Origin of the sequence: Limnothrix sp. FACHB-881 (genome assembly GCF_014698135.1) — a bacterium.
In the GTDB taxonomy this organism is placed as follows: domain Bacteria; phylum Cyanobacteriota; class Cyanobacteriia; order CACIAM-69d; family CACIAM-69d; genus CACIAM-69d.
Genome location: NZ_JACJSN010000005.1, coordinates 105669 through 127132 on the forward strand (window position 1 = coordinate 105669; position 21464 = coordinate 127132).

General features: G+C 56.9%; 22 protein-coding genes and 1 pseudogene. 9 read left to right on the plus strand and 14 right to left on the minus strand.

What is annotated here, in order from left to right:
* Positions 1-2: 2 nt before the first annotated feature.
* Both H6G52_RS06845 and H6G52_RS06850 read right to left on the minus strand, forming a co-directional pair.
* Positions 3-1388 carry an HlyD family secretion protein gene (locus H6G52_RS06845; RefSeq protein ID WP_370567681.1) on the minus strand — a complete coding sequence of 462 codons (1386 nt, stop codon included), beginning with the start codon at positions 1386-1388 and terminating at the stop codon, positions 3-5.
* Between the two features lie 184 nt (positions 1389-1572).
* A complete protein-coding gene (locus H6G52_RS06850; protein WP_099535137.1) occupies positions 1573-2049 on the minus strand; it encodes a MarR family winged helix-turn-helix transcriptional regulator in 477 nt (158 codons plus the stop codon).
* 186 nt (positions 2050-2235) lie between these two features.
* On the opposite strand from H6G52_RS06850, the gene H6G52_RS06855 reads away from it, so the two are divergent.
* The 4 genes from H6G52_RS06855 (at position 2236) to arsC (ending at position 4984) form a co-directional block, all read left to right on the plus strand.
* Complete coding sequence (locus H6G52_RS06855; protein WP_190527301.1) at positions 2236-2823, plus strand: Uma2 family endonuclease; 588 nt, start codon at positions 2236-2238, stop codon at positions 2821-2823.
* A gap of 56 nt (positions 2824-2879) precedes the next feature.
* Positions 2880-3215 carry a helix-turn-helix transcriptional regulator gene (locus H6G52_RS06860; RefSeq protein WP_190527303.1) on the plus strand — a complete coding sequence of 112 codons (336 nt, stop codon included), beginning with the start codon at positions 2880-2882 and terminating at the stop codon, positions 3213-3215.
* A 170-nt stretch (positions 3216-3385) separates the two neighbouring features.
* Positions 3386-4525: an ACR3 family arsenite efflux transporter gene (gene arsB / locus H6G52_RS06865; RefSeq protein WP_190527450.1), complete on the plus strand. Its 1140-nt coding sequence runs from the start codon at positions 3386-3388 to the stop codon at positions 4523-4525.
* Positions 4526-4576: 51 nt separating this feature from the next.
* Positions 4577-4984, plus strand: coding sequence for an arsenate reductase, glutathione/glutaredoxin type (gene arsC / locus H6G52_RS06870; protein WP_099535131.1), 408 nt, complete (start codon positions 4577-4579; stop codon positions 4982-4984).
* Here arsC and H6G52_RS19050 read toward each other — a convergent pair.
* The 4 genes and pseudogenes from H6G52_RS19050 to H6G52_RS06885 all read right to left on the minus strand — a co-directional run bounded on the left by H6G52_RS19050 (position 4981) and on the right by H6G52_RS06885 (position 7322).
* The gene (locus H6G52_RS19050; RefSeq protein ID WP_370567682.1) at positions 4981-5415 is read right to left on the minus strand and encodes a nucleoside 2-deoxyribosyltransferase; all 435 of its coding nucleotides are present in this window, start codon (positions 5413-5415) and stop codon (positions 4981-4983) included. The genes arsC and H6G52_RS19050 overlap by 4 nt on opposite strands.
* Before the next feature lie 9 nt (positions 5416-5424).
* Positions 5425-5964 (minus strand): annotated as a pseudogene (locus H6G52_RS19055) (HD domain-containing protein); the annotation flags it as partial.
* Positions 5965-6070: 106 nt separating this feature from the next.
* Positions 6071-6787, minus strand: coding sequence for an HAD family phosphatase (locus tag H6G52_RS06880; RefSeq protein WP_190527307.1), 717 nt, complete (start codon positions 6785-6787; stop codon positions 6071-6073).
* Positions 6788-6962: 175 nt separating this feature from the next.
* A complete protein-coding gene (locus tag H6G52_RS06885; RefSeq protein WP_099535125.1) occupies positions 6963-7322 on the minus strand; it encodes a translation initiation factor in 360 nt (119 codons plus the stop codon).
* Between the two features lie 157 nt (positions 7323-7479).
* Here H6G52_RS06885 and H6G52_RS06890 point away from each other — a divergent pair, with 157 nt between their 5' ends.
* On the plus strand, positions 7480-7923 hold the full coding sequence (locus tag H6G52_RS06890; protein ID WP_099535123.1) for a hypothetical protein: 444 nt from the start codon (positions 7480-7482) through the stop codon (positions 7921-7923).
* Positions 7924-8012: 89 nt separating this feature from the next.
* Here the strand turns inward: H6G52_RS06890 and H6G52_RS06895 are convergent, their stop codons facing one another.
* Positions 8013-8675 (minus strand): hypothetical protein, encoded by a 663-nt coding sequence (locus H6G52_RS06895; protein WP_099535121.1) that lies wholly within the window; start codon positions 8673-8675, stop codon positions 8013-8015.
* Positions 8676-9018: 343 nt separating this feature from the next.
* Between H6G52_RS06895 and H6G52_RS06900 the strand changes: the two genes are divergently transcribed.
* Positions 9019-10317, plus strand: a complete 1299-nt coding sequence (locus tag H6G52_RS06900; protein ID WP_190527309.1) for an FAD-dependent oxidoreductase — start codon at positions 9019-9021, stop codon at positions 10315-10317.
* Positions 10318-10335: 18 nt separating this feature from the next.
* Here H6G52_RS06900 and gcvH read toward each other — a convergent pair whose 3' ends face one another.
* Both gcvH and H6G52_RS06910 read right to left on the minus strand, forming a co-directional pair.
* Positions 10336-10728, minus strand: a complete 393-nt coding sequence (gene gcvH / locus H6G52_RS06905; protein ID WP_190527310.1) for a glycine cleavage system protein GcvH — start codon at positions 10726-10728, stop codon at positions 10336-10338.
* Between the two features lie 148 nt (positions 10729-10876).
* Positions 10877-11320 carry a thioesterase family protein gene (locus tag H6G52_RS06910; protein WP_099535620.1) on the minus strand — a complete coding sequence of 148 codons (444 nt, stop codon included), beginning with the start codon at positions 11318-11320 and terminating at the stop codon, positions 10877-10879.
* Between the two features lie 679 nt (positions 11321-11999).
* On the opposite strand from H6G52_RS06910, the gene H6G52_RS06915 reads away from it, so the two are divergent.
* Positions 12000-12842 (plus strand): universal stress protein, encoded by an 843-nt coding sequence (locus H6G52_RS06915; RefSeq protein WP_190527312.1) that lies wholly within the window; start codon positions 12000-12002, stop codon positions 12840-12842.
* 87 nt (positions 12843-12929) lie between these two features.
* Here H6G52_RS06915 and H6G52_RS06920 read toward each other — a convergent pair whose 3' ends face one another.
* The 3 genes from H6G52_RS06920 to H6G52_RS06930 all read right to left on the minus strand — a co-directional run bounded on the left by H6G52_RS06920 (position 12930) and on the right by H6G52_RS06930 (position 16411).
* Entirely contained in the window at positions 12930-13400 is a 471-nt protein-coding gene (locus H6G52_RS06920) for an NADAR family protein (RefSeq protein WP_190527314.1), read from the minus strand.
* 176 nt (positions 13401-13576) lie between these two features.
* Entirely contained in the window at positions 13577-14428 is an 852-nt protein-coding gene (gene murI / locus H6G52_RS06925) for a glutamate racemase (protein ID WP_190527452.1), read from the minus strand.
* 399 nt (positions 14429-14827) lie between these two features.
* Positions 14828-16411, minus strand: coding sequence for an adenylate/guanylate cyclase domain-containing protein (locus H6G52_RS06930; RefSeq protein WP_190527316.1), 1584 nt, complete (start codon positions 16409-16411; stop codon positions 14828-14830).
* A gap of 616 nt (positions 16412-17027) precedes the next feature.
* Between H6G52_RS06930 and H6G52_RS06935 the strand changes: the two genes are divergently transcribed.
* Positions 17028-17690 (plus strand): hypothetical protein, encoded by a 663-nt coding sequence (locus tag H6G52_RS06935; protein WP_190527318.1) that lies wholly within the window; start codon positions 17028-17030, stop codon positions 17688-17690.
* A gap of 75 nt (positions 17691-17765) precedes the next feature.
* Here the strand turns inward: H6G52_RS06935 and H6G52_RS06940 are convergent, their stop codons facing one another.
* Both H6G52_RS06940 and H6G52_RS06945 read right to left on the minus strand, forming a co-directional pair.
* Positions 17766-19292 carry an anthranilate synthase component I family protein gene (locus H6G52_RS06940; RefSeq protein WP_190355357.1) on the minus strand — a complete coding sequence of 509 codons (1527 nt, stop codon included), beginning with the start codon at positions 19290-19292 and terminating at the stop codon, positions 17766-17768.
* Between the two features lie 410 nt (positions 19293-19702).
* Positions 19703-20152 (minus strand): photosystem I reaction center subunit II PsaD, encoded by a 450-nt coding sequence (locus tag H6G52_RS06945; protein ID WP_099535524.1) that lies wholly within the window; start codon positions 20150-20152, stop codon positions 19703-19705.
* Positions 20153-20563: 411 nt separating this feature from the next.
* Between H6G52_RS06945 and H6G52_RS06950 the strand changes: the two genes are divergently transcribed.
* Entirely contained in the window at positions 20564-21289 is a 726-nt protein-coding gene (locus H6G52_RS06950; RefSeq protein WP_099535626.1) for a response regulator transcription factor, read from the plus strand.
* Positions 21290-21464 lie beyond the last annotated feature (175 nt).

The window sequence follows — 21464 nt, forward strand, 5'->3', positions numbered from 1 at the left end:
TCCTAGCGCACCGCCACGCTGACATTGGCGGACATGCCCGGCGTGACCTGGGCTTCGTAGCCGCGCAAACTGTCGGGGTCGATCGTAATCCGCACGGGAATTCGTTGCACCACTTTGGTGAAGTTGCCTGTGGCGTTGTCCGGCGGCAACAGGGCAAATTGCGCACCGGAGGCGGGGGCGAGGCTTTCCACATGGCCACGGAACGGGCAATCGGGAAAGGCATCCAGCCGAATTTCCACCGCTTCCCCGGGGTGCATCCGCTGCACTTGGGTTTCCTTGAAGTTGGCTTCGATCCAGAGCTGATCACCGACGATCGCCATCAGCGGTTGACCCGCTTGCACCTGTGCGCCCACTTCCACGGATTTGCGGCCAATCCGGCCGCTGACGGGGGCGGCGATCGTGGTGTAAGACAACTGCAACTGGGCGGCGCGTAGGTCGGCGGCCTGGCGGGCAATTTGGGCCGTGGCGGCGGCGTAGCGATCGCGGTTCACCTGGGTTTGGTTGCCGGTGGCGCGGGCCTGTTGCAGATCGCCCTGGCGCGATTGGCGGGTGGCCTTGGCGCGATCGACCCCTTGGCGAGCCTGGGCCACTCGGGCGATCGCCTGTTGCACCTGTTGGCGGGCGGCGGCGGTTTGGGCCAGGGCCACATCGTAGGCGGCCTTGGCGGCATCCCGTTGCTGGGCGGCGATCGCCCCGTCTTGGTAAAGCGCATCGTAGCGATCGTAGTCCGCCTTCGCTTTGGTCAAGGCCGCCTGAGCTTGGGCCAAATTCGCCCGCGCCACGGGTACGCCTGCGGTGGCTTCGTTCAAGGCCGCTTCAGCATTGGCGATCGCAGCGGTGGCATCGTTCAGATCGCCGCTGGCTGTGGTCAGTTGGGCGGCGGTGTTGGCTCCGGCCAGGGTGATCGAGGATTGGGCCGCGCGGGCATCCTGTTGCGCCGCCACCAAGGCCGCCTGGGATTGCTGCACCTTCACTTGGTAGTCCGTCGGGTCGAGGCGCACCAACACCGACCCCGCCGTCACATGCTGGTTTTCCTCGATCGCCACGGCCGTGACTGTGCCCGGCACGCGGCTGGCCACTTGATAAAGATGGCCCGCCACCTGGGCGTTGTCCGTTTCCTCGTGGGTGGAGGCATATTGCCAAAACTGCCAAGCCCAGCGGCCCCCGGCGATCGCCCCAGCGGCCACCAGCACCAAGGCGATCGCCAGCTTGTACGGGCGGCGCTTGGCGGCGGTGGGCGGTGCGATCGGGGGGGCGGTGCTTGCTGGTTCGATCGGCTCAGTGCTCTCGGGTGGGGCGATCGGTTCTGGATCTGGGGCCAGCGCGGTGGCCGTGGCGGGCGGCTTGGTACCGTTGCGATCGACTTTGCTGATCAACTGGGGTTTCACGAGTCCTGACCTCTGACTAAGGGTTGGGGCGTAACGGGGGCCAATGCTCAAGGGCGAGATGACCAACTATTACGGGTATTTTTATTTCGTATACGTACTATTGGGGCGCTTGAAGGCTGGTTTGAGGGTGGTGGTGAGCCGATCGCGCCAACTTGCGGGATGGCGCGCGCTCAGACCCAGGACTTTAGGGGGGTGGAATTAAATTGGCGATCGCCTGATCGACCAAACGGGACATGAGTTGACGATCCTGATCTGAAAATCCCTGGAGGGTTTCCTCGCGCAACTGCATGGCGATCGGCGGCAAAATTTCCCACAGTTGCCAGCCCAAATCCGTCAGCCAAATCCGCCACACGCGCCGATCGTGGCAGTCGCGCTCCCGCCGAATCAGGCCGCGCTCTTCCATTCGATCGAGTGCGCCGGTCATTGTGCCGCCCACCTGCCGCAGCCGATCGCCGATCGCGCAGGTGGCCAGCCCGTCCTGTTCCCACAGGCAACAGAGCACCACCCAGTGAAACGGCGTGAGACCGTGCGGCTCCAGCAGTTCCTGAAACCGCCGTCCCATCAGTTGCGACAGCAGCCGAATCCGATAGCCCAAGCCATGGGGGGCTAAAATTTCCTGCCAAGGTGCAGCGGAACGGGGCGATCGAGCGGTGGCGTTCATGGGAAAACCGCAAGCGTGATTTATTTCGTGTACTAACTATTTAAGCACGAAATAAAATTTGGAGTATGACCTGAGCACTGTTGGGTATCCGGGCCGTGATGAGGCGCGGAGATCAGAACTGATCGTCCCCAATCGTCCCTAAGCCTTGGCTACAATTCCGATCGAGCCGATCGATCGCCCTGACCTATGCCGCCGATCCTTGCTGAACCCTTGACCCCGCGACCGCTGCAAGTGCGTGACTATCAATGCCTGATTGATCAGGGTTGTTTTGGCCCCGAAGAACATATTGAATTGCTGAATGGTCAACTGATTCAAATGGCTGCTAAGGGAACCCGCCACGCCGCTGCTGTGAGTCGTTTGGCGCGGCTGCTGGGTCGGCAATTGGGCGAAACGGTGCTGATTCGGCTGCAAGACCCGATCGCCCTGAATGACCAATCCCAACCCGAACCCGACCTGGCGATCGTCCGGCCCCATCCCCTCGACTATGCCGACCATCACCCAACCCCAGCGGAAATTCATTGGCTGATTGAAGTGGCGGACAGCACCCTCGCCTACGACACCCAAACCAAAGCCCGCGCCTATGCCCAAGCGGGTTTGGCGGATTATTGGGTGCTGGATTTGCCGGGCGATCGGCTCTGGGTGTTTCGCAATCCTAATCCGGCGGGCTATGGGTTGGTTATGCAGCTCGATCGCACCCAATCGATCGCTCCGATCGCCTTTCCCGATTGCGTTTGGCCCCTGGCGGACTTGCTGCCGATCGCCTTGGACTCTTGAGCAACCTGGGCCAAGGGGCGTTAGGCTGGGCAAGAGCGCGGCCAAGGAACCTCAAAATGGCACTGAAATCGATCGAACGGGTGGACACGGTGGAACGAGCAACCCTGCTGGCGGGGTTCCATGCCCTGGGCGATCCGATTCGGTTGGGGGTGATCGAACATTTGCGGCAGGGCGAGTTGTGCGTGTGCGACCTCTGCGAGCTACTGGGGGTTAGTCAATCAAAGCTGTCGTTTCACCTGAAGGTGCTCCGGGAAGCAGGCTTGATTGAAGTGCGCCAGGACGGCCGCTGGAACTATTACCGGCTGAATTCGATGGGATTTGAGCGTTTAGAGCAATATTTGGCGAGTTTGGCGGGCTGGGTTACCGGGGGCGATCGCGCCTGCTGTTCCTAGCGATTCGCCGCGCCCACAGACAAGGGGTTTAAACCCCTTGCCCCTTCGGTTGGGTAGCTGGAGATTTTCAAATCAACTTTTTTTGAATTCATCAATTTTTTTTGAACTATTCCTGGCACAATGGAGGCGATCGGGGGAAATCGGTGCGCATTGCCCGATCGCGAGGTGTTATGACCATCAATCCCAGTGCCAAGGCCCCAAAGGTGGGCGGCCAACTCAGTTTTTTTGAACGCTATCTGACCGTTTGGGTGCTGGTCTGCATCGGGGTCGGCATTCTATTGGGGCGGTTGTTTCCCGATGTGGCGATCGCCCTGGATGCCTGGACGGTGCATCAGGTGTCAATCCCGATCGCGGTCTGCCTGTTTTTCATGATGTATCCGATCATGGTGAAAATCGATTTCACCCAAGCCAAACGGGCCATGCGATCGCCCAAACCGGTGTTGCTGACCCTGGTGGTGAATTGGGGAATTAAGCCCTTCACGATGATCGCGATCGCCCAGCTATTTTTAGGCCATTGGTTCCGCCCACTGATCCAAGGTTCCGAGCTATTGCGCGGGGAATCAATTGCTCTCGCGGATTCCTACATTGCTGGGGCAATTTTGTTAGGCATTGCGCCCTGCACGGCCATGGTGTTGATGTGGGGCTATCTCTGCTATGGCAATCAGGGCCACACCTTGGTGATGGTGGCGGTGAATTCGCTGACCATGCTGCTGCTCTATGCGCCTTTGGGTCGGTGGCTGTTGGCGGCCAATGATTTGGCGGTTCCTTGGGCCACGATCGCCCTGTCCGTGTTGATCTATGTGGGCCTACCCTTGGCCGCAGGTATCTACACGCGCCACTGGATTTTCAAATATAAGGGAGCCGATTGGTTTGAGCAAAAATTTTTGCACTACCTCAGCCCGATCGCCACTTCAGCATTGTTATTAACCCTGATTTTGCTCTTTGCCTTTAAGGGAGAGCTAATCGTGAATAATCCGCTGCATATTTTCCTAATTGCCGTGCCGTTACTGATTCAAACGCTGACGATTTTTGGGATTACCTATGCCTTAGCGAAACCCCTGAAATTAGTCTACGAAGATGCGGCCCCGGCGGCTTTAATCGGTGCGAGCAATCATTTTGAAGTGGCGATCGCCACGGCGGTGATGTTGTTTGGTTTGAACTCGGGGGCGGCCCTGGCGACGGTAGTGGGCGTGTTGATCGAAGTGCCGGTGATGTTGTTGCTGGTGGAATGCTGTCGGCGCACGGCCCACTGGTTCCCCCGATCGCCCGAAAAGGCCACGTTGCTCGATCCGCGTTGCGTCGGATTTTAGATTTCTGCCCAGGCCAAGGGCGCAAGCGTTGCGCCCCTACAGGAGGACTCTATGAAGTCGGTGATGTTTGTTTGTCGGCGCAATTCTTGCCGATCGCAGATGGCGGAAGGCTGGGCGAAAACCCTGGGAGCGGGCAAAATTCGGGTGGTGAGTTCCGGTCTTGAAGCCAGCCGGGTGCATCCCACGGCGATCGCGGTGATGGCGGAAGCAGGAATTGAGATCAGCGACCAAACCTCCAACGCCCTGGCCGAATTTGCCCCCGAAGACTTCGACGGCGTGATTTCCCTCTGTGGCTGTGGGGTGAATTTGCCGGAAGCCTGGGTGCTGCGGGAACGGTTTGAGGATTGGCAACTGGACGATCCCGATGGCCAGCCGATCGAGGTGTTTCGGCGGGTGCGCGACGAAATTCGCGATCGCGTCACGGCCTTAATCGATCAAATCAGCCAAATCAGCCCTTAATTCAGCGGCACCAAGGCTTCAATCGCCGCCACCAAGCGCGATCGTACCGTGGGCAAGTCGGCGGCCGGATCCGTGAGCGCAATGACCGATCGGGCCGTTCCCAGTAGCATGGCGTTGAAGCCGCCCGCATCACCAGAGCCGCGAAAATCCGTGCGCAGCGCCACGATCGGTAACTGACGTGCGAACGCATAGCCACATTCCCAACAGGTTCCCGAGTCCGCATCGGCCCCATCCAACACGGCAATCACGGCGTTTGCCTGATCCAGCCCCGATCGACAGCGTTCAAAAATCGCCTGCGGATCACTGAGGCCCGCACATGCCGCCTGGGGCAAAAAGACGGGATAGCCCAAGGTTTGCAGTTCCTCGGCCAGGGTTTGATTCAGCCAGCGTTCTCCCAAGGAAAACAGCGGCCCAGCCCAATAAAGCCGCAAGGGGCGATCGGCCGCTGGGGCGGCCAGGTGGGCGCGGCCGGTTTGCAAAATGGCGCGAAACGGTTCCATCAGGGCCGGCGGCATTGGCCCCAAGGCAGTCACCACCTGTTCAGCCCAGTCGAAATAGGCCTGGCGACGGGCGATCGACCAGCGCTCCGGGGGCGACTGATCCACATCTCGCAAATTGCAAATTTTGTCCGCCAATTTCACCAGCTTGGCTCGATCGCTCAAGGTGGGCGCATGGTCAATTTGCAACTGCTTTCGCTCGGCCTTGGGCAATCGCTTATCGTCCGTCACCTCTTGCACCAGGGCGGCAACTTCGGGGCCAAAGTGGGTGACCAATTCGGCAGCGGTGGTGTCTGTGTCCTCGATCGTGTCGTGGAGCAGGGCCGCCGCCAACACTTGAGAATCCGTAATTTGGGCCTCATGCACCAGCACCCGCAGCAGGGCGATCGGGTGATTGATATAGGGCGATCGCGCTCGATCCTTGCGCCGTTGGTGTCGATGCTTGGCGGCGGCAAAGGCCAAGGCCCGCACTAACAAATCCAGTTGGGGCAAACCGTTGGGGAAATCGATCGGGCGATGGCTTCCCGATTCAGTGATCGGCTGAGGATCCATAGGGCTGAGGGTTGCGCAACGGCAAGGGAGATTGAGATTAAACGGTGGATGCAGCCGAAAGCGGGATCGCCTCATCTCCCAAGCGAGATCGCAACAGTTGCCAAAGCCGTCGATCGGTAAAGTTTTCAATCACCAACGAGGCCCCGGCTTGGGTCAGCTCCTCGGGCGCGTGGGTGGTGCTCAGGCCCACGGTGAAAATCCCCGCCGCCAACGCCGATCGCACTCCGGGGGGTGAGTCCTCAAAGGCGATCGCCCCACTGGCCGGCAGGTTCAACCGTTCCAGTCCCAACCGGTAGGGCGCGGGATCCGGTTTGCCGGGGGGCGCTTCCTCCGCCAGCACCACCGTTGCGAACCGTTCCCGCAGCCCCAAGGCCGTCAGCATGTGGATCGCATTGTCCTTGGGCGCATTGGTCACCACCGCCATCGGCAGATTGCAAGGCTCCAGGGCTTTCAGCAGCAAAGGCAACCCCAGCACCGGTTCCAAGTCGGGGGCCAACTGCCGAAACAGCGCTTCCTTGCGATCGCTCAGGGCCGCTCCCTCCGCCACGGAATAGCTGGGCAACAAATCCACCACAATTTGGGCATTGGTGCGGCCACTGATGATCTGTTCATAAATCGTGGGCGTGAGGTCATAGCCCACTTCCGCCAAAACCAGTTCCCAAGCTCGGTAATGCAAGGGATTGGTTTCAGTTAAAGTGCCATCCAAATCGAATAGCAAGCCGAAGGAATTGGGCAACGAATCAGCGGACAACATGGCAAAGGCGAGGGGCGAAGGGGAAGGGCGTATGATTCAAGCCAATTAATTCAAGCCGATTAATTCAAGCCGATTGATTTACTCCGGTCAATTAATCCAAGTTGATTAATCCAAGTTGATTAATCCAAGTTGATTAATCCAAGTTGATTGATTCAAGCAATCAATTCAAGCCAATTTATCCACCACTGCGCTTGGCTTTATAGCCCTGTTCCACCAGCAACGCCACCAGTCGATCGGCATAATCTCCTTGAATTTCTAAATTGTTGTCCTTGACTGTGCCGCCGGTTCCGCAGCGGTTTTTCAGGGTTTTCAGCAGGGCTTGTAGCGTCTCGGGCTTGTGCTGAAAACCGCTGATGACCGTGACGGTTTTGCCGCCGCGGCCTTTGCGGGACAGTTGCACTTTCAGGTTTTGTTGATTGGGCGGCAGGTCAGGAACCGCCCGGGCGATCGCGTCTGGATTCACCGCGTCGCCAAATTCCGAATAGACCACACGGCGATCGGGGCGATCGTCAGCAGCACGGCGAGGACTCGGCATTGGTAGCAACCATTCCTTTGCAGTTGGGATTCGTACATTATGATGAAACGACGTTAATCCATGCGGGTTTCATGGCCCTGAGTCGGGGTTTAGCGCCATTGCCCCGCCGCCGGCCCTGGCCCGCAGGCCGATCGCCCGTTTCGCCCGGAGGAGTTGCGTGAACGCCGCCGAACGTGCCCACTCGATCGCCCTAGCCAGCCAAATCGCGGCTGCGGTGAATTTGTTTCGCATCGCTTTTCCCGATGTGCGCGTGGATCTGAAACCTTGGCTCAATGATGCAGAAACCCGCGCCACCGTTGATCCAGACTCGATCGACATTGGGTTTCACTTCCCGGGCTACAGCCGCGCCTGTGCCTGCCGCAGTTTGCTGGTGCAAGTGCGCTTTTTTGCGGATCCGGTGGAAGACACCCAACGGGCGATCGGTGTGGAAGTGGCGGGCTACGACCATCGGGGGCAACAGTGGCGCTTCTCCACGATCGAGGCCTGGCAGTTTGAGGGCGACAGCCAACCCCGCGCCGAACCGGCCGATCGAATTAAGCATTACTGCCGCGAGGTGTTGGAACTGTTCAACGGGCGATCGAGCAGCGATTCGGCTGCCTAAGTATTGCGCGATCGAGTAATACGCTCGCGCCAACTCAGGTGCAGCCAGTCGAACAGGGAGACGCGAGTAAATTACGAGCGTAAATTACCTTACTCCTGTCCCCAACCATTAGGATTCAGGGTGTTATAGCCACTGATCAGCTTCCTTTGCCCCTTCAACTGATAATAATCATCTTCGTAGATTGAGAACATACAAAGGTCGATCGGGGTCACTTCCGAAGCATTAATCGACCCGATCGCCCCGCTGGCTTCCAGGGCCGCCGCCGCCAATTCTGAACAGAAGAACCGTGAAAAATCTTCCGCATTACGGGTTAATTTCCCAGGAATCGGTAAATTGCTGGGCAAATCAAAGGCGGAGCGAATTGCCTGGGCAATGTCATAGGAACGGTGCTCATGATGGAGCAGAAAATTATAAAAAGCTCGCAAATCCATTCGATCGCGCACGTCCTGTCTGAGGGGCAACCACCACATATCTCCTGGATAAAACTTCACCCGATCGCTCAACCGATTGGCAATTACTCCGGCCCTCGTGCCGCTGGCCACGGTGGACTCCATCACCTGATTAAAGAATCCCTCTTGGGCCTCTCCATAGATAAAGAGTTTGGTTTGAAAAACAATGCCAATGTGGGTGATGTTCGATCGCGTGGCCATCTTAATCAGCGATGAAAATCCCACATTGCTCGAAAACGCAACAATATCGCCGGGATTCATGGCTTTCCGAACGGATTCATAGGGGGCAGATTTCCAGGGCATGAAACCTCTCCAAAGTCTTTGCTGAGATTGAATGGAAATAGGTAGATGGGAAAATTAGACAGTCGGGAGCCGCCAAAAAAAGGCTAAGGATGTGTTCTCATATAGCCTATGATGCGCATCCCATTGTTGGCGAATCCCTGAGCAAATCATCGGTAGCTTAGTCAGTCGCTCAATTGGTAGCGTAGTCAGTAGCCCGAATAAAAGCCCAGACAAAAGCCCAGATAAAAGCCCAGACAAAAGCTCAAACAAGTTTTGAATGCATCATCCTGGGCGATCGCATCCTTTTGCATCCTTGACATCATCATCGGCCCACGTCCTTGGCACAGTCGTTCCTTAACCCCCTATGGCAGCCTGCTACGAACAACACGATTGGATCATTTTGGGCGGAACCGCGGCCGGACGGCTGGCGGCCCAACAGGCGACCCGATCGGGGTTGCGGGTGGCGCTGATTGAGCCGTTGGAGCCGGAAACGCGCCCTTGGGCTGAGTTGCTGGTGAGTCAAGGGGCGGCCCTGGCGGCCGGGACGATCGATTGGCGATCGCTGCAACGCCAGGCCCAATGGCACGATCGCCTCTGGGGCGATCAACGGGCTGCCTTGGCGGCGGGTGGGGTGGACTGCCTGGTGGGCGATGGGTTGCTGATGCGACACCGGAACCAGTGGCGGGTGCAATTGGGCGATCGCCTGTTGGCGGGGCGGCGTTGTCTGTTGGCGTTGCCGGGCCGATCGACCGTGCCCCTGTGGACAGAGCAGGCCCCCGTGACGGCCTACACTCCGGACACGATCGCCCAATTGGCCCATCGGGGGGTGCGGCCCGGCGAGCGCTGGTTGGTCACCGCCGACAGTCCCATGGCGATCGAACTGGCCCAGGTGCTCCGGGGATTGGGGGCCCAAGTGACCTTGGCGGCGGCGGGCGATCGGGTCTTGGGAGGGTTACCGGCGGCCGCGGCCGAATGGTTGCAAGCGGAACTGGAAGCCCAGGCGATCGAGGTGATTTTGCGGGCTGCTCCCCAACAGTGCAAAGTGTTGGAGGGACAAACCTGGATTCAAGTTGGCGATCGGGCCCGGGAAGTGGATTGCTTGCTCACGGACGGTAACTATCAAGCTCTCTTGCCCAAGGGGTTTGAGCAGCTTTGTCCCCGGGCGATCGGGATTGGCGATTGGCCCGCCAATGACCGGTTGCAATTGCCCCTCGCGCCAGAACTATATGGCTGCGGGGCCCTGCTGGGAGGCCACCCGATCGGGGCGATCGCCGCCACCGAAGCCCAACTGATCATCCGCAACAGCCTGCAAACCCCAATCCAACGCCCCCATTGCATCCGCTATGAACAGCAGCCTTGGGCCGTGCGGGGGCCGCTGCCCTTGGCGGTGGTGGGCGGTGGCGAAAGGCCAGAACTACGCAGCGCGGCCTTGGCCCTAGCGGCCGGTCGTTGCCAAATCCAGCACGATCGCCAGGGCCAATTGCAAGGGGCGCTGTTACTCGCGGCGGGGGCGATCGAAGCGATCAGCACCGTCGCCGCCCTGATTGCCCGATCGGGAACCATTGCCGACCTGGCCCACCTGCCCGCCACCGAGTCCTCGGCGATCGACCTGCTGCGGCGCACCGCTCAACAGGCCCTGATCGCCGCTCGCTCCCGCCAGTAACGAGTCCTCGTACAGGCCCTACTCTTGCCCAGATACCAATCTGGAGTAGGTATCCGCCGTCATTGCTCGATCCAGTTCCTGCGGATTGCTCATCCGAATTTTCACCAGCCATCCATCCCCATAGGGATCCTCATTCACCAACTCTGGAGAACTATCCATCTCGTTATTGGTTGCCACCACTTGCCCGGACACCATGGCATATAGCTCGCTGACGGCCTTCACGGACTCGATCGACCCCACCGAGTCACCGGCCTCGACCCTTTGTCCTACGGATGGCAGTTCCACAAACACCACATCGCCCAGTTGGTCGGCTGCAAAATCCGTGATCCCCATCGTGGCCTCGTCGCCTTCAACCCGAACATACTCATGGGAGTCGCTATATCTCAAATCATGGGGAAAGTGGTTAGCCATTGCTCTGCCATTCCTTGGGATTGTTGGAACTAAAAACTAAAAACTGTGAATTGCGACCTTGATGGGCCATGCATGAGCCACCGGTTACGAACTGAGTGATGAATGACTGAATCGAGTCGCGCGTGAATGATCGTGAATCGCCCTTGGCCTACTGCACGGGCCCGGCGATCGACTGCAACACAGACACCAACTCCGGTGGCCAGCGGCGCATCACTCGCCCCGTTGCTCGATCGACCGGTACTAGGGTGACACAGGCCGTGGCATAACATTCCCCCGTCGCCGCCGATTCCACTTGGTAGTCAAACATCAGGCGTACTCCCTCGATCGGCTCCAGGGCCACCTTCACCACCACCTCTTCGCCCATCCGCGCTGGGCGGTGATATTGGATCCCCAGGTCAACCACGGGCAACTCACAGCCCATCTCCACCAGTTGCTCATAGGCCAACCCGCGCGATCGTAAATATTCCACCCGCGCCGACTCCATCCAAGAAAGATAAGTGCCATGCCACACCACCCCGGCATAGTCCGTGTGGTGGGGCTGAACCCGCGCCGGGTAAGCAAAACCCTGAAAATCCGTTGAATCTTGAGCCATCGGAGCTGAGGAGGCAGTTACAGAGGCATTCATAGCGCACATTGCAAAGCACATTGCAAAAATTGCAGAAGGATTTAATCGGCCAAGGTTCAGGCCGGGCCAATCCCCTTTGGTCGAGCCAGCGATCGCATGGGGCGATCGAACCGGCGATCGCATTGATTAAACCAGGATGAAACCGGCGATCATCAGGCGATCATCATGGGGGCCCGAGGTCATTCAGAACACAATCCTCTTGTTAGCAAATGAAGCAGACAGCCTTCGGGCCCACCATCCCCATTTAACACCTCCAGACCCGATTCCGTTGTAATTCTTTAAGGTTTTAATTTTTCCAGCAATTCTTGAAAAATGTAACTATTACAAGGGGTTCTGGCGGCAACTCAGGAATTCGGTGGTAGGCTTTAAATGAACTGTTGAAGCCTGTGGAATCAACTCGTCGATGGTCAGCAAGTGGTGTGCCTACTGGGTTTGTGTCACCCCTGACCCGGTTGATTCACACAGCAAAGAGACATCCTTAAATAACACCAACTCTCAGCAATACCCATTTCAGGATATTTACTTGATATCCAGTTGGTTAGTCTTAGGTTGGCGTTAGCGTTTTATTGATTTTCTCTGGATCAAATTTCAACATTGTTCTTGAGTAGTTCTTGATCGGTCTAGCAACGCGACTCCTTCAGAAGCCATGATTAAAAAAATCTTGTTCGCTGACTCGGGCACGGGACAGTCAGAAGAAATGCTGAAATTTCTGATGGAGATCCCCGCGATCAAAGATGCCCATGTCACCATTTTGCACGTGGTTCCTGGTCGGATTGGGTCTGACCAGATGACCGAAAAGCTGGAAGCAGGCGGCAAGATGCTGGCCAAGGCGATCGAGTTTTTGGGCCTGCCGCCGGAGCAAGTGTCGCCCATGTTGCAGCAGGGTGAACCCAAAGATTTGGTGCTGCGGGTGGCGGACAGTGTGGACGCGGACTTGATCGTGATGGGATCGCGGGGTCTGAAGCGGCTGCAATCAATTTTGGAAAACTCGGTGAGTCAGTATGTTTTCCAACTGTCGGGGCGGCCGATGTTGTTGGTGAAGGATGATATCTACGTCAAGCGGATTAACCGCGTGATGGTGGCGATCGATAAGTCCGAGGCATCCCAGCAAGCGCTGCAATTGGGACTGTTTTTGACGCGGGATATCAAGGGCAGCCAATTGATTTTGACCCACGTAGATGCCAAGCGGAAGCCGGATGAGGTGATCAGCGGCGAGAGCGATGAGGTGCTGGCTGGGGCGATCGCGGAGGCGAAAAAGTTTGGGGTTGGTTACAAGGCCATTTCTGCCGGGGGGCGGGCTGGGGAAACCATCTGTCGCTTGGCGGATGATAACAATGCGGATCTGTTGCTGTTGGGGTCACCCGATCGCCGGCCGTCGGTGGCGAAGGGACTGCCGGATCTCGATCGCCTGCTGGGATCGTCTCTGTCAGACTATGTGCGGGTTTATGCCAACTGTCCGGTGTTGTTGACGCGGATTCCGAGTGCGTAAGGTTTTCAGCTTGGGCGTTTGAGCTTAGGGCTTTGAGCGCTAACCAAGTTTTCGGGGGCAAGGGGTTTAAACCCCTTGTCTGTTTGTCTAGAGAAAACTGCGACTCAAGGCTAGGTTTTCCCGCAGTCGATCGCGCGTTTCCATGAGCACCTTGCCTAGTTCGTTTTTTCCGGTGCGATCGGCTCCACATCCCCAGTAATAATCTGTGGGTGAATCTTCAATGAGTTCTTCGCTGCCCGTGCTGAGCAACACTTGCGCCAATTCAGGATGGCTAGAAAACTTGACCCACACCCCTTGGGCCATGATCGATCGCTTCACCCGATTCCAGTCCGATCGCAACTGATGGGCCGGGTTGCGCCCCAAGGCGGCCGCTTCTGATGCAGTCAGCGCCGATCGAATTTGATCGATCATGACCGTCGATTCCGTGCCCACAAACTTCTGTGCCTGATAGAAATGTTCCACCGTTGGCCAGTCAACGCCATCAACAACAATCCAATGGGGTGAGAAGTTGGAAAAACACCCATAGGGTTCGCCAACTTTGTAGAAGTAAATGGTCATGGGAAATCGATCGGGCAACGGCGGACAGCCCATCACACCCGGCGAGCATTCCAGCCTGGGATCAATGGGCAGAGATGGATGAGGCGATCGCTGTGTTCTCAAGATTTTTGGGAGCGCGCCTATTGCTGATCATCGCATGGCAATGATCCCTGAGAGCAATTTCCCGATCGCCCGGCCTAAGCTGACAACGGCGACTCGATCGGCAAGTAATCGCCTAGGGTTTCCGCCTCCAGCAGTTGCACCTGCTCCACCAACGGCGCACAGCCTAACCAGCGGGTTGCCAAACTGGCAAAGCGATCGGCCTCGCCCGTGACACAAAAGCGAGTGGGTTGCGGTTGATCCAAATGCTTCAGGTTAAGCAACTCCAGCTCTTGGGTTGCGGCGGCCACCACATGGGCGGCCGGGTCGATCGTGACCACTCCCGGCGGCAGCAGCGGTTCAATCACCCCTGCCAGGTGTGGATAGTGGGTGCAACCATAAACCAACGTGTCGATCGACTGTTCCAGCAGCGGTTCCAGGTACTGTTGCGCGATCGCTCGGGTATCGGGTTCGTGCAACCGCCCTTGCTCCACGATCGGCACAAATTCCGGACAGCCCACTTGCCAAACCTGCACCGTGGGATCAATCTCCACCATGGCCCGGCGATAGGCATCGCTGGCGGCCGTGATTGGCGTGGCAATCACCCCCACCCGGGATCCGCGATCGACCGCCACCCGAGCCGCCGGCAAAATCAAGCCCACAATGGGCAAATCAAACTCTGCTCGCACCACATCCAGCGCTAACGCCGAAGAGGTATTGCAGGCCATCACAACCATCTTCACGCCCTGGCGCTCCATCCAGGAGAGGATTTCGCGTGAAAATTGGACAATTTCGGCGGGCGATCGCATCCCGTAGGGCAAACGGGCCGTATCCGCCAAATACAGCAGCGACTCGTTGGGCAGTTGGCGATATAACTCCCGCAAAACCGTTAGGCCACCCACGCCACTGTCAAACACACCGATCGGCCGTCTGCGGGCATCCCTCGCGATCGCTCCTGAAATTAGCCCCTTCAAACTCCAGACCTCCAATCCTCAAGGACAAGCAACTGCCTCACCAATCACAACCGCACCATTGAACCGCGCCATTGAGCCGCGCCATTTTGCAACTCCACATCTGGAACGGCATCCGAGATCCTGTTCAGGAAACCCTAGCTTCGGGAAATCCTAGCCTTCAGGAAACTCCGGCGATCTCGCATTCATCGCAGTACCGACGGCAATGGATGGCGGGGAATGGATGAAGGCTGCAACAGCGATCGGGGCAAGTTCCCATCAATTACGCTACAGCTTGGCGGGGATGTCAACTCTGGAGCTGATCGGGAGTCAATGGTGGGTCAAGTGCCGGTTCCGGTGAGGGCCCGCAGGCTTTGGCTCAAGACATCAGCACGATCATCAGCGCGATCGGGCCCGTCGCCGTCCTCGGTAGCGTTTGCGCTTATGAATCACCTTGCCCTTAATTAATTGCCAGGTATGTTCAGAAGGTGGAAAACCCGCCAAAACCGATCGCTGCAAATAGATATGAGTTGCGCGATCGGTCGGATTCATGCTGAGGCATTCCTCAAACAAAGAAGCGGCTTCCCGATATTGCCGACGATGGAATCGCAGGACTCCTTCCTCAAATAAACTACTGGATGCACGCTTGAGGGTTTGCAATTCAATCGGATCGGCATTCAGGACTTCATAAACCGCCACAGGTTGAGTTCTGCCACGCACATACAGCCGATCGATAAACCGAATGCTGTATTTAGAGGGGTTATGCAGCGCTGCCAATAGACGATGGGAAACCAAAATCGAAACACTATATTGCTTCGTTAATTCCTCTAGGCGAGAAGCCAAATTCACCGCATCCCCGATCGCGGTGGTTTCCATGCGGTGAACGCCCCCGATTGTGCCCAAAATCAGCGGCCCCGTATCCAAGCCAATGCCAATGCGAATGGCCGATCGCCCTGCCTGCAAGCGCTCCTGGTTATATTCACTCAGCGCCTTGAGCATCGAAATGGCCGCATCAACTGCCAGGTCAGCATCCCCTTCAAACAGGGCCATAATGGCATCGCCAATGTACTTGTCGATGAACCCATTATGTTGGGCGATCGCTCGCTCCATTCGACCCAAATAGGCATTCAAAAAACGCAAATTTTCTTGAGGGGACATGGTTTCCGAAAGGGTCGTAAAACCCCGAATATCGGCAAACATGACCGCCATGGTTCGTTCCGTATAGTCTCCCAGGCTCACTTCCGCCAAGGTTGACCGCTGCAACAATTGCAGAAATTGGGTGGGCACAAATCGCCCATCTAAACCATCCCAATCGGCCGAATCTTCCGGAATTTCTGCCAAATCTGTAATGTCAATCTCTGCCAAATCCGTTGCTTCAGGATTGGCCTCGTCATTCATTTCCTCAACTTCTTGATCATCAGTTTCTTGATCATCAGCTTCTTGATCATTTTGATCATTCACTTGCCCATGAACCAGTTCGTTAACCGGTTCATTCAACCCTTGATGACGGTTACTGGGGCTATCTTCTCCTTGATGATCATTAACAAATGCAGAACCATCAGCTTCAAATTCAGAACTAATCTTGAAATTGGAATGAGGATGTTGATTGATATCGAAAGAATAATGAAAATGAGAATGAGAATGACGATCGAAACGATTGACCAACAGCAAACGGGAATGGGAATCAGAATCCTGAGGAGAACAAGAATGGGCGATCGCCTGGGCGCAGGTTTGGCGGGCAATCCAAAACCCAATCACACTGGCTGCTGAGGTACTCAAAAAAGCCACCATTGCCACAGTGCTGACTGGGGGAACCATCTGGCTCAGCTCTGGGGCGGTCTCCGAAAAAATCAGAAGTTGCCACCGCCAGGTGATGGCTCCACTGATGAGGGCCGCCAGGGCCGGCAAGGCAATGAGTAACCATTCCCACGACCAATTGCGAAGTCGCCCACTCAGGGCTTGATAGAACTGAAGTGTTGACATGACTCCCTGAGTGACGGCTTTGGCTCAGATGCTATTTGCATGATGCACACCTTAAAGGAAAAAAATCGGGAAGATGCAGGTAAAAAATGTAGACGCTGGGCGCAAATAGCGCCGTGTTTACCGTAGCCTGATTCGATGCCCTCTGTCAGGAATAGTTGTGGATTGTTAGGCGATAGCAACTTATCCAGGAGCTCGCCTCACAAGGTTGGTGAATGGCAGACGGGGAATCATGTGATTCGAGAGGGCTGAATTGCAAATCGGGTTGTAATTCCTGATTGCAAATCTTTACTTAACTGCTGCTTTGAATTCTGATCAATTTCTATCCCGTCTGTTGATGATTAGTGGTGGAAATAGCAATGGGGTGGTGGACTGGGGGAGGCAAAACCGAGCAGGTTCAACTCTCAGCTCCGCCGATCGCTTAGCCCTACTGGCCCCTGACCTCTACTGATTTATACCGATAGTTGTCCTGATTTGCTGTTTTTAAGCTACCGAATTGCCAAATTACTGAAGGGATGAGCGGTTCAGCAAGGGAGCAACTAAATGCCTGAACGTCTGCTGGACTTCTGCTGAATTGCTGTTGAACTTCGCGAATGCTGAATTGCTGGGAGACAAAATCGTGATGCGTGCAGTCTTGACCTTGCTTTTGTTGGGTGCTTGTTCAATGGGAGGGCCCGTGACCGGAGCCGATCGCCCGCCGGTTGTGCCGATCGCTCCCCAATCAATCGCGCCGGTTGCCCAAGCCACGCCCACACCGCCCGCCCGCATCACCGAAACGATCATGGTTGAAGGGGAGCCGGAGTCGATCGAGCTGGAGCGGTTTGCGCCCGATCGATTTCCAGTGGTGACCTATTTGGCTCGGGAAGATTTTGCCCCGATCCTGAATCGCCAAGGGGGCCGCGCAATCGCCCGGTTTGTGGCTCAGGGGGGAGCAGTCCGCAACGAAGCAGCCTATGTCAGTGTGATTGTTCCGGAAACGCCCACCACGCCGGAACAGTTGTGGCAAGGCTATACGGGCCCCAATGGCTGGTTGGCCACGAATCGGGCCAGCATTGTTCGATCGAGCGACGACCCCAAATTCAAGCGGTTTGGTTGGGTGAAACGGGCGATCGCCTTCATGCGCACCGACAAAGGCGAGCCGATCGCCGGAGAGCTTTATCTAGGGGAAATGGCGGGTCGCCCCTTTGTGGTGCTCGTGCATTTGCCCATGGAATACCTGGAAGGCTATGGCCCTCGGGTGAGCTTGCTGCTGAAACATTTGGCAGTGCAGCCAGCGCCCTAATTCCAGTTTGCATCAAGGCGCTCAGGCGTTTTGAGTGGCGGTTCTTCCAAGTTGCTAGGGTCAACCCTTGCTGAATTAACCTTGCAAGCAACGCAAGGCCTCCAGCACGCCGCGCGCCTTATTTAAGGTTTCCTGGTATTCCTTTTCGGGATCCGAGTCCGCCACCAGGCCCGCGCCCGCTTGCACCGACACTTCGTGAGTGCCATCAGCGCGGTTGCGCACCAAGGCCGTGCGCAGGGTGATAGCGGTGTTGAGTTGCCCCTCAAAGTCGTAGTAGCCATAGGCTCCGGAATAGGGGCCGCGCCGACAGCCTTCCAGGGCGTGAATGATCTCCATGGCACGAATTTTGGGCGCACCGCTGACGGTTCCGGCGGGGAAGGTGGCAGCCAACACATCCCAAGCCGTGCGATCGCCCGCCACTTGCCCGATCGCGTTGCTCACGATGTGCATCACGTGGCTGTAGCGCTCGATCGTCATGAGTTGATTGACCGTGACCGTGCCGCTGTTGCAAACGCGCCCCAAATCATTGCGGCCTAAGTCCACCAACATCACGTGTTCGGCCACTTCTTTGGGATCTGCCAACAGATCCGCCGCCAGGGCTTCATCTTCGGCGTGGTTGGCTCCTCGGGGGCGTGTACCGGCGATCGGGCGAACGGTGGCTTGAATGGTTCCATCAACTTGGCGATCGGTCTTGACCATGATTTCCGGGCTGGAACCAATTAATTGCCAATCACCGAATTGGAAATAGGCCATGTAGGGCGAAGGGTTCACCAACCGGAGCGATCGATAGATATCGAAAGGATCCCCTTCAAAATCCGTGCTCAACCGTTGGGAAATCACCACCTGAAAAATATCGCCGGCCTTGATGTGTTCCTTGGCCTTGAGCACGTTGGCATGGAAGGCTTCGCGAGTGGTGTTGCTGCGAGGGTTCAAGGGCGGGCGATCGCTCTGGGTGGCCGGAGTCCAACGCAGCAGTGATTCTTGGCGATCGATACTGCCTTGGAGGCGATCGATCAATTCATCCACCCGCCCACAGGCCACCTCATAGGCCTGGCGCAGCTCCACCGCCGGATCCCGCAAATCCGCATAGGCAATCACAAACACCTTGCGCTTCACCTGATCAAAAATCATCAGGCGATCGACCTGCATCCACAGCCCATCGGGCAAATCCGCCTCCGTGGGCCCATAGGCCGGCACACGCGGCTCAATCCATTGGATCAGCTCATAGCCCCAAAAGCCAAACAGCCCGCCAATTCCCGGGGGCAACTGTGGCAGCTTCACCGGCCGCACCGACTCCAAACAACTGCTCAGAATTTCAAACGGATTACCCCGGTGCTCCACCACCGTCCCATCCCGGAACGTTTGCACCGCCAAATCTCCACGCGCTTCCAGCACCCACAGGGGGTCATAACCCAAAAGGCTATAGCGGCCAATGTTTTCGCCCCCTTCCACCGACTCCAGCAAGAAGCTGTAGCGTTGGCCCTGGCAAGTGCGCAACCAGGCCGAAACCGGCGTGTCCAAATCCGCAACCCACTCGCGATAAACCGGGACGAAGTTTCCTTGGCGGGCGAGTTCCGAAAATTGGCTAAAGTCGGGCAACATGGGTCAGCAGCAGATGAGCAAGTCTCAAAATACTAGCAACCGTCTGGATTCCTTGCACCAAAACTTCTCCGATCGGGCGATCGCCCCATGGTGTCGATGTCCCAGCGTAGGAATGCAATGGCACAGCACCGGTAATCAGCCAGCCCAAAACAGGCAAGCCCAAAACAGACAAGCCCAAAACAAAAACGAGCCGCCCCAAAGCAGGGAAGCGGCCCGTTTATTGAGTCGATTTGGCAGTCTTGGAATCGGGGAAAATTCCCCAGCCCATGGACAAACACAGGGATCAAGCGGAGCGGTCAAGCAGAATTCTGAGCAAATTAGCGGTTTAAGTGCAGGAGTCAAAAACCGCCTTGCAATTCAAGCTCAACCCCTCGCCCATCCAAGCGCCCACCATGGGCAACCCCAAAAACCTACACTTCGTAGGTTTGCTTGCCGCTGAACTTGACCGTTGCGGGCTGAGGGTTTTCGCCAATGCGGCGATCCTTCTTACCGTTGAAGTCGCGACCAGCATTCACCTTTTCGGGGAAGGTGCCATCGGCGGGGTGGATGAACTCCTGTTCGCCGTTGGGATAAATACGATAGACCTTATAGTCTTCGATTTTGGGCTTGAACTTGGTGCGCAGTTGCTTACCAAGGGCGATGCACTGCTCCTTGCGGGCCAAGAACAGCAGGTTTTCGCCTGCGTTCATGACGGCAGCGCCACCGGTGGGCATTTCAAAAACTTGTTCTTTGGTACTGGTCCAGGTAATGGCGTATTTCTCTTCGACGTTAGCCTTCGAGAGCAAGCCACCCGTGCTACCGCCAAATTTCGGCGTTTGGCCCGTGAGGCCGCTGGTTTCAGGTGTAGGATTTTCGGACATCGCTTTTTGTCTCGCTAGTCTCTAAAAAGTCTTGCGAATTTACGGGAAATCCTAGCACTGGCTTTGTGTTGAGCCATACCCCCCCGGCCAGAACTGTTACAGTTCTTTATTTGAGCCGATCGAGCTGAGAATGGCTGCTGCAAAGGATCTGCGGCGCGATCGCCCCAGTTTCCGAGCGCTATGCTGAGGACGAAAGACCCGCTTCACCCTGGAGCTAACCCGATCGCCCATCAGCACCCAGAAAGGGAAAGTGCGATCGGCCCATGGCCGGGATGGGGGTGTGATCCTGGGACAGGATGGGCTGAAGATTGGCTCAAAATGCTCAAAGCTTCGGTGTGATTTCGACCTGTTTTTCGACCTGTTTTTTGATGTGTTTGGTGTGATCGCGACACGGATGAGGCCCTGCAAATCATGCAAATTCTGATTGTGGAAGATGACACGGAGATTGCGGAGTTGTTGCGCGGCACGCTCGATCGCGAAGGGTTCACCTGTGGGGTTTGTCACGATGGCCAAGCGGCGATCGAGCAGTTTTATCGATCGCAGCCCGATTTAGTCATTTTGGATTGGATGATTCCGGGCATTGATGGCCTCGAAGTCTGTGCCCGCATCCGCCAAAAACCCGGCGACAAGGATCCTTATATTTTGATGTTGACGGCGCGGGGCGAAGAGTTCGATCGCGTTGTGGGCCTGTCAACCGGTGCGGATGACTACTTAGTTAAGCCTTTTAGCCCCCGCGAGATGGTGGCTCGGGTGCGGGCGCTGTTGCGTCGCAGTTTGCGCCAGGCCGGAACCGGGGGCGATCGGGACTTGACCCCCACCTACGCCACCCACCACTTCAGCCTCGACAGCGATCGGCGCGTGGCCCGTCGCCACCTGCCCGATCACGATTCCGAAGATCTTGACCTCACCACCTTGGAGTTCAATCTGTTGGCCACCTTCCTCAGCTATCCGGGCCGGGTCTGGAGCCGCAGCCAACTGATCGACAAACTTTGGGGCGATGACTTTTTTGGCGATGAGCGAGTGGTGGACACCCATGTGGCCCGCCTGCGCAAGAAAATTGAACCGGATCCCGGAAATCCCCAATTTCTGAAAACGGTGATTGGGGCCGGCTATAAGTTTGAAGACCCCGGAAACTAATCTCGAACTCGCCTGATTTTCCATGCCCCAATCGTTATAACAAGGGGCTTAGGGCCTGTCGTCAAATTGCCTGAAATCCTGATGGCCTCGTTCTTTAAACCAATCAGTCGTAGGGGCGGGGTTTCCCCGCCCAGTTCCCGTGATCCTTGGGTATTCCCAGGGGTGGACAGGGTTG